The following is a 7,784-nucleotide window of genomic DNA, read 5'->3' on the forward strand; positions in this document are numbered from 1 at the left end:
CACCGGGGACGGAGCTGACGAAATCACTGATCAGCCAGTTGAGACCGCGCGCGGCCTGGCTCATCTCCCTCATGCCTGATCCCCACTCCTCGTCGGGTAGCCCTGGTCCTCGCTGATCTCGCCCCTGGCCACCGCCCGGCCCTGCCGTACGCCCTGCTGCAGGCTGGACAGGCGGCTGCGGGCGCGGTCGGGTGACAGGACCGGCGCCGGCGCGGCCGGCGGCGTGACCGGCTCCGCCGAGCCGGGCACCAGGTTGGCCTTCGGCACGCGCTTGGGCAGGCCGGAGGTCGTCTTGCCGTCCCAGGCCGGCTTCTCGACGGCGGACGCGGCGGCCTGCCAGCCGGCGTCGGCGTCCGCGGCCCGCTGCCAGCCCGACTGGCCCTCGTCCCCGCCCGGGCTGCGCTGGAACCACGCCGACTCCACCGAGGCGAAGATCGGCAGGAACTCGTCGGCGGGCGCGGGCGCCGGGGCGCCCATGACCGGAACGGGCCCGGTCCCCGCGCCGAACGGCCCGGTGATCGCGGGGGACGCGCCGGAGACCGAGGGCAACGGCCCGGTCGCGGCGTCGTCGGGCACGTCGTACCGGCGGGAGCGCAGCCGGTTGCGCGGGTCGCCGCGGGTGATCGCGCCCTGCACGGGCGCCTGCCGGACCTGCTGAACCTGCTGAACCTGGTGGACCTGGTGAACCTGCTGGACCTGCTGCGGACGCGACCAGACGCTCTGCTCCGGCTGCGGGCTCCACGACGGCGCGAACGCCCCCGTGTACGCCGGGGCCACCTGGGCGGGCCGGCCCATCAGCGACTCCGGTAGCAGCACCATGGCGGTCAGGCCGCCGCCGTCGTGCGGCCGGAGCTGCACCCGGATGCCGTTGCGGGCGGCGAGGCGGCCGACCACGAACAGGCCCATGCGGCGGGAGACCGACACGTCCACGACGGGCGGGTGCGCGAGCCGCCAGTTGGTCTGGGCGATCTCCTCGGGCGTCATGCCGATGCCGGAGTCGGTGACGGAGACCATCACGCCGCCGCCGTCGATGCGGTTGCCCGACACGATCACCCGGGTGTCCCTGGCCGAGAACGACAGGGCGTTCTCGACCAGCTCGGCCAGCAGGTGGATGACGTCGTTGACCGCCTGCCCCGCGATTGCGACGTCCGAGGGGAAGTTGAGGACGACCCGCTCGTAGCCCTCGACCTCCGACAGCGACGCGCGGATGACGTCGGTGATCTCCACCGGCTGGCTCCACCGCCGGGCGGGCTCCTGGCCGGCGAGGACCAGGAGGTTCTCACTGTTGCGGCGCATGCGGGTCGCCAGGTGGTCGAGCTTGAACAGGTTCCCGAGCCGCTGCTCGTCCTGCTCGCCCTGCTCCAGCCCGTCGATCAGCGCGATCTGGCGCTCCACCAGGGTCTGCGTACGGCGCGACAGGTTCACGAACATGGCGCTGATGTTGCTGCGCAGCTGGGCCTCGTCACCCGCCAGCCGCACCGCCTCGCGGTGGACCTCGTCGAAGGCCCGGGCGACCTCGCCGACCTCGTCGGCGGAGTCGACGCCGATGGGGACGACCTCGGGCGGTCCGCCGGAGGAGTCCGACTCCCGCAGCCGCTGGACCAGGTCGGGCAGGCGATGCCCGGCGATCTCCAGCGCCTCGCTGCGCAGCCGGCGCAGCGGCCGCACCAGCGACCGGGCCATGACGGCGGTGATCAGCAGGACGAGCACCAGGACGACCACGACCATGCCGACGTTGACGGCCGCGACGTTGCGGTCCGACTGCTGCAGGTCCTGGCTGCGCCGCACCACCGAGGCGCCGAGCTCCGTGCCCACCTTCTGCATGTCGTCGGCGGTCTCGCTGATCGCGTCGAACCAGAGGCCCTCGGCGTCCCCGTCCGGCGTCAGGCGGCGCAGCGGCTGGCCGTCCCGGGCGAGGCTGAGGGCGAACGCGCGCAGGTACTCGGCCCGGTCGACCTTCTGGCCCGTGACCGTGTCGGAGAACAGCTGGCGCTCGGACGGCGAGGCCTGAGCGGTGAACGCGTCGCGCTCGCTGACCTCCCGGGCGCGGGCGGCGGTGAAGGCGTCCAGCTCGGCCGTCTCGAAGCCGCCCTTGGCGACGGCGGCGGCCAGCAGCGCCCGCTGCTTGGACACCTCCTCCTGCGCCCGGGCGAGCGAGCCCATCGCCTTGAAGCTGGCGCTCACCGCCTCGTCCGCGACCCCCTGGACGCTCACGTCGTACAGCCGGAGGGCGTCGGCCGTGTACAGGGAGTACTTGTCGATGGCGGGCAGCGCGGGAAGCCTGCTCTCCAGGACCGTGCGGCGAAGGGCGGTCAGCTCGCCGAGGCGGTCCACCAGGCGGGTGAGGGCGCCGCGGCCGATGTCGCCGAGGGCCGCGCCCGCCGTCGCCGCCCTCGCCCGCACCTGCTGGGCGGCCGCGTCGACGGCGTCCTGCTGATTGCGGATCAGCGAGAGGAGGGCCGAGCCCCTCCGGTCGGCCGCAACATATCTGGCGGTCAGGTCGCGTTCGAGCTGGAGCTCGTGGGTGAAGGTGCCGATGCTCGCGACGAACTCGGCCGCGTCACGGACCCGCTGGTACTCGGCGGCGCTGCCGATGGACGTGGCCACCCGGAAGCCCCCCAGCGTCACCGCCACCAGGGTCGGCACCAGCACCAGCGCGAGCAGCCGGGTCCGCACCCGCCAGTTCTTCAGCGCCGCGGAGCCCGTGCCACTGGGGGCGGGCTGCGCCGGCGGCTCGGCGACGGGATCCCGCGAGCCGGCCGGCAGGGGTGGCGGCTTCTGCTCTATACGACGACCGCTCTCGACTGTTGCCGTCCTCACTGGTCGCAACCTCTCGCGGTTCTTCTAGAAGCGGATTCGGTTATTGAAGATTGGTCTTTCTATCGGGAAACCTCCCACAAGACATCGGCAATTGGAGCATAAGGCGACGAGATAGACCAACCTCTCCTCTCATTTAGCACGTTCCACACGCCGAGTAAGGCGTGAGAGCATGCGGGAGAGCGCCGCATTCAGGCCATACGACAGGACGCCCAGGGCGGTCCGAATCCGATTCGGTACATGCATCGATCCAAACCGCCATTGCCCCGAGTTACGGGGCATAGTGGATTTATTGACAAGTTTGGTGACATAGCCCGCCTAATCCTGTTATCTCGAATTAAGGCCCGCTACGCTTCTCGCCCGTCGCCCGGCCACGCGATCTCCGCCGCCGGTCGGCCCCCCCACCTAAGGAGACTCCATGAGACGGATAGGCCGCCGGTCCGCGATCGGACTCGTCGTCGCGTTAACACTCACAGGCTGTGGCGGTGCGAACACGAGCACGGAGTCGGGCACCGGTAACGGACTGGAGAAAACCACTCTGACAGTGGGAGTTCTTCCCATTGCGGACGTGGCGGCACTTTTCATCGCGCAACAGCGCGGCTTCTTCAAGGCCGAAGGCCTGACCGTAAATCCCCAAATCGTCGCCAGCACCGTCGTCGCCATCCCGAAGCTCGTGAGCGGCGCGGTGGACATCACGCTCGGCAACTACTTTTCGGTCCTGTCCGCTCAAGAGAAGCAGATGGCCAAATTCCGGATTCTCGCCGACACATTCCAGGCGAAACCGGATGTCTTTGACATCGTCGTCAAGGGCGACTCGCCCATCAAGTCGGTGAAGGACCTGAAGGGCAAGAAGATTTCGGTTGCGTCGCTGAACAGCATCGGCACGCTCGCCGTCGACTCGACCCTGCGGGTCAACGGACTCGACCCGAAGGACGTCCAGTACGTCCCCATGGCCTTCCCCGACGCGCCCGGAAAGCTCGCCGCCGGGCAGACGGACGCCGCCTGGCTGACCGAGCCCTTCCTCACGGGGGTCCAGAAGGACATGGGCGCCAGGAAGATCGCCGACACCATGACCGGCGCGATGGCCGACTTCCCCATCGCCGGCTGGACGACGACCGACTCGGTCCTGCAGAAGTACCCGAAGACCATGGCCGCGTTCCAGCGCGCCATCGTGAAGGCGCAGCAGATCGCCGACTCCGACCGTGAGGCCGTGGAGAAGGTGCTGCCGTCCTACACGAAGATCACGCCGGAGGCGGCGTCGGTCATCACCCTCGGCTCCTACCCCTCCAGCCTCAACCCGACGCGGATCCAGCGGGTCGCCGACATCATGCTGGAGTACGGCTACCTGAAGTCCAAGATGGACGTCACCCCGCTGCTGGTGCCGATGCCGCAATGATCGACCCCAGGGTGGTCCGCGGCGTCGTGGGCGTCGCGGGCCTGCTGGCCGTCGCCGAGGCGGCCGGGCGCGCCGGCCTCATGGACACCCGGATCATGCCGCTGGCGTCCACCGTCGTCGCCCGGGCCGCCGGCCTCGCCGTCGACGGGGAGTTCCTCCAGGACGTCTCGGCCACCCTGGGCGTCTGGGCCGCCGGGCTCGTCGTGGCGATCCTCCTGGCCGTACCGGTCGGGGTGCTGCTCGGCAGCCTGCCGCGGGTCGAGGCGGCCGTGCGGCCGCTGATCGAGTTCCTCCGGCCGATCCCCTCGGTCGCGCTCATCCCGCTGGTCGCGCTGATCGCGGCCTCCGACGCCCGTGTGAAGGTGACCGTCATCGTCTACGCCGCCTGCTGGCCGGTGCTCGTCAACACGATGTACGGCCTGCACGACGTGGACCCGGTGGCGAAGGACACCCTGCGGGCCTTCGGCTTCGGGCGGCTCGCCGTGCTGCTGCGGGTCGCGCTCCCGAGCGCCGCGCCGTTCGTCCTGACCGGCGTGCGGCTGGCCGCCTCGGTCGCGCTCGTGGTCGCGGTCAGCGCCGAGCTGCTGGCCGGCGGCGCGGGCGGCATCGGCGTGTACATCATCAAGGCGGGGTCGGGCTACCGGGTGGATCTCATGGTCGCGGCCGCTGTGTGGGCCGGCCTGATCGGGCTGGCCGTCAACGCGCTGCTGGTCCGCGCCGAACGCGTGCTGTTCCGCTGGCACGCCGCCAGGGCGGGGGTGGCCGCGTGAACGGAGTCGTCCACCGGCTGTGGCCCGTCCCCGTGCTGGTCGCGCTCTGGGAGGCGGGCGCCCGGGCCGCGGCCTCCACCTACTTCCCGCCGCCGTCGGCGATCGCCGCCCGCCTGCGCGAGCTGTGGTTCTCCGGTCCGCCGTCCCGGCTCTTCCTCAGCGACCAGGCCCTGCAGGACTTCCTGCCGAGCCTGGCCCGCATGTTCGGCGGCTGGGCGATCGCCTGCGCGGCCGGGATCGCCCTCGGCGTCGCCGTCGGCCGCTCGTCCGCGCTGGCCGGCTACGTCGACCCGATCGTCGAGTTCGGCCGGGCGATCCCCCCGCCCACGCTGATCCCGCTGTTCGTCGTGCTGTTCAAGGTCGACGTGCGGATGCAGGTCGCCACGATCGTGTACGGCGTGATCTGGCCGGTGCTGGTCAACTCGATCGACGGCGCCCGGTACGTGGACCGGCAGCACACCGAGACGGCCCAGGTGTTCGGCCTGTCCCGGGCGCAGCGGCTGACGCGGATCATCCTGCCCGCCGCCGCGCCGAAGATCTTCGCCGGGCTGCGGCTGAGCCTGTCCCTCGCGCTGATCCTCATGGTCGTCTCCGAGCTCGCGGGCAGCGCCACCAGCGGCATCGGCTACGAACTGCTGTACGCGCAGCAGAACTTCGACCTCCCGGGGATGTGGGGGACGATCGCGCTGCTCGGCGTCCTCGGCCTCCTCCTCAACTCGTCGTTCCTGCTCGTGGAGCGGCGCACCCTGTCCTGGCACCGGCGCGCCCGGCAGACGAACTGAGGTGACACCGTGCTCGACGTCGTCAACCTGACCCACACGTACGGCACCGGCCCGAACGCCCACAGGGCGCTGGGCGGCGTGGACCTCACGGTCGCGGAGGGCGAGCTGGTCTGCGTGGTCGGCCCGTCCGGCTGCGGCAAGTCGACATTGCTGCGGTCGATCGCCGGGCTCGTCCGGCCGACCGGCGGCGGGGTGCGCGTCAAGGGCAGGTCCGTGTCCGGCACGCCGGACGACCTGGCCGTGGTCTTCCAGGACTACAGCAGGTCGCTGTTCCCCTGGATGTCGGTGGGCGACAACGTGGCGCTGCCGCTGCGCCGGCGCGGACTCGGCCGGGCCGCCAGGAGGACCGCGGCGGCCGAGGCCCTGTCCGCGGTGGGCCTGGAAAGCGCGGCCGGGAAGTACCCCTGGGAGCTGTCCGGCGGCATGCAGCAGCGCGTGGCGATCGCCCGGGCCCTCGCCTACCGGCCGTCCCTGCTGCTCATGGACGAGCCGTTCGGCTCGGTGGACGCCCAGACCCGCGAGGACCTGGAGGACCTCGTCCTGGCGGTGCGCGGGCACCACCGCATGACGATCGTGCTGATCACCCACGACATCGACGAGAGCGTCTACGTCGGCGACCGCGTCGTCGTGCTGTCGCGGGCGCCCGCCGTCGTCGCCGCCGACCTGCGGGTGGACCTGCCCTCCCCCCGCGACCAGATCGGCACCAGGGAGCTGCCGGCCTTCGTGCACCTGCGGGCCGAGGTGGGCCGCCTCGTCCGCGGGAAGCCGCAGCTCAGCAAGGCACCCAACGGCCCGTCTTCCATCGACAAGGAGTGAACGTGACAGAACCGAGCACCGTCGTGTGGGACATCCTCCGCGGCGGCTGGCGCCTGGCCGCGCTGAGCGCGATCGTCGAGCTGGACTGCGCCGGACACCTGAAGGACGGGCCGCTCACCGTCGACGAGCTCGCCGGGCGGTGCGGGGCGCACCCCGGCTCGCTCGCCCGCGTGCTGCGCACCGGCGCCTCCTGCGGCCTGTTCGCCACGGTCTCCCCCGGCACGTACGCGCTGACCGACGCGGGGGCCCTGCTCGTGGGCGGCGTCCCCGGCTCGCTGCGCAGCGCCGTCCAGGCCAACACCGCGCCCACCCTGTCGTACGGCATGGACAACCTGGCCACGACGGTGCGGCAGGGGCGGTCGGCGTTCGTGGAGAAGTACGGCGTCCTCTACGACCACCTGGCCACCGACCCCGAGCTGAACGGCGTCTTCAACGACTTCATGACGTCCCGCTCGGGGCCGATGGCCGAAGGCGTCGCGGGCAGGTACGACTTCTCGCAGGTCAAGACCCTGGTCGACCTGGGCGGCGGGCGGGGGCACATCCTCGCGGCGGCGCTGCGGGCCAACCCCCACCTGCGCGGCGTGCTGTTCGAACTCGGGCACGTGCTGCCCGACGCGCGGGCCGCGATGGAGGGATGGGGCCTGCTCGACCGGGTCGACTTCGTCGAGGGGGACTTCTTCCGCGCGGTGCCGGCGGGGTACGACGCCTACCTGCTCGGGAGCGTCATCCACAACTGGGACGACGAGGACGCCTCGACGATCCTGCGCGTGGTGCGCGAGGCCATGAGCGACGACGGCCGGGTGCTGCTGGTGGAGATCGTGCTGCCGGACGACGACACTCCGCACTTCGGCAAGGAGATCGACATGCGCATGCTGGGCCTGTTCGGCCAGGGGCGGGAGCGCAGCGGGTCCGAGCACGCGGCGCTGCTGGAGGGGGCGGGCCTGCGGCTGTCCGGGACGACGCCGCTGCCGTTCCACGCGACCCTCATCGAGGCCGTCCCCGCCTGACCGTCAGGCCCTGCCGCCCCAACCGGGAACGGCCACGCGCATGGTCAGCGCGTGCTCGACGAGCGTGATGAGCGTGCTCTTCACCGAGTCCCGGTTGCGGGCGTCGGTGCGGACGATCGGGGTGGTGGGCGCGAGGGTCAGCGCCTCGCGCACCTCGTCCTCGGCGTGCGGGTACTGCCCGTCGAACCCGTTCAGG

The 7,784-nt window shown here is 71.5% G+C and carries 6 protein-coding genes and 1 pseudogene; 5 read left to right on the forward strand and 2 right to left on the reverse strand.

Going from position 1 to position 7,784, the window contains the following annotated elements:
* Positions 1-69: 69 nt before the first annotated feature.
* The gene (locus Mco01_RS38395; RefSeq protein WP_239104236.1) at positions 70-2,820 is read right to left on the reverse strand and encodes a sensor histidine kinase; all 2,751 of its coding nucleotides are present in this window, start codon (positions 2,818-2,820) and stop codon (positions 70-72) included.
* Between the two features lie 415 nt (positions 2,821-3,235).
* Between Mco01_RS38395 and Mco01_RS38400 the strand changes: the two genes are divergently transcribed.
* Genes Mco01_RS38400 through Mco01_RS38420 form a run of 5 tightly spaced genes read left to right on the forward strand, consistent with a single transcriptional unit; the run spans position 3,236 to position 7,588 of the window.
* Complete coding sequence (locus tag Mco01_RS38400) at positions 3,236-4,213, forward strand: ABC transporter substrate-binding protein (RefSeq protein ID WP_239104237.1); 978 nt, start codon at positions 3,236-3,238, stop codon at positions 4,211-4,213.
* On the forward strand, positions 4,210-4,983 hold the full coding sequence (locus Mco01_RS38405; protein WP_204061742.1) for an ABC transporter permease: 774 nt from the start codon (positions 4,210-4,212) through the stop codon (positions 4,981-4,983). Before Mco01_RS38400 ends, Mco01_RS38405 begins: the two co-directional genes overlap by 4 nt.
* Positions 4,980-5,765 carry an ABC transporter permease gene (locus tag Mco01_RS38410; protein ID WP_204061743.1) on the forward strand — a complete coding sequence of 262 codons (786 nt, stop codon included), beginning with the start codon at positions 4,980-4,982 and terminating at the stop codon, positions 5,763-5,765. The genes Mco01_RS38405 and Mco01_RS38410 overlap by 4 nt, the downstream gene beginning before the upstream one ends.
* A gap of 9 nt (positions 5,766-5,774) precedes the next feature.
* A complete protein-coding gene (locus Mco01_RS38415) occupies positions 5,775-6,581 on the forward strand; it encodes an ABC transporter ATP-binding protein (protein ID WP_204061744.1) in 807 nt (268 codons plus the stop codon).
* 2 nt (positions 6,582-6,583) lie between these two features.
* On the forward strand, positions 6,584-7,588 hold the full coding sequence (locus Mco01_RS38420; RefSeq protein WP_204061745.1) for a methyltransferase: 1,005 nt from the start codon (positions 6,584-6,586) through the stop codon (positions 7,586-7,588).
* 3 nt (positions 7,589-7,591) lie between these two features.
* On the opposite strand, the pseudogene Mco01_RS38425 reads toward Mco01_RS38420, so the two are convergent.
* Positions 7,592-7,784, reverse strand: a pseudogene (locus Mco01_RS38425) (ATP-binding protein); the annotation flags it as partial.

It is taken from the genome of Microbispora corallina, assembly GCF_016863035.1.
Lineage (GTDB): Bacteria > Actinomycetota > Actinomycetes > Streptosporangiales > Streptosporangiaceae > Microbispora > Microbispora corallina.

What these genes read in the sequence shown, in the direction of transcription:
- Mco01_RS38400 (WP_239104237.1), top strand. Translation starts at nt 3,236, where the DNA reads ATGAGACGGATAGGCCGCCGGTCCGCGATCGGACTCGTCGTCGCGTTA.
- Mco01_RS38405 (WP_204061742.1), top strand. Translation starts at nt 4,210, where the DNA reads ATGATCGACCCCAGGGTGGTCCGCGGCGTCGTGGGCGTCGCGGGCCTG.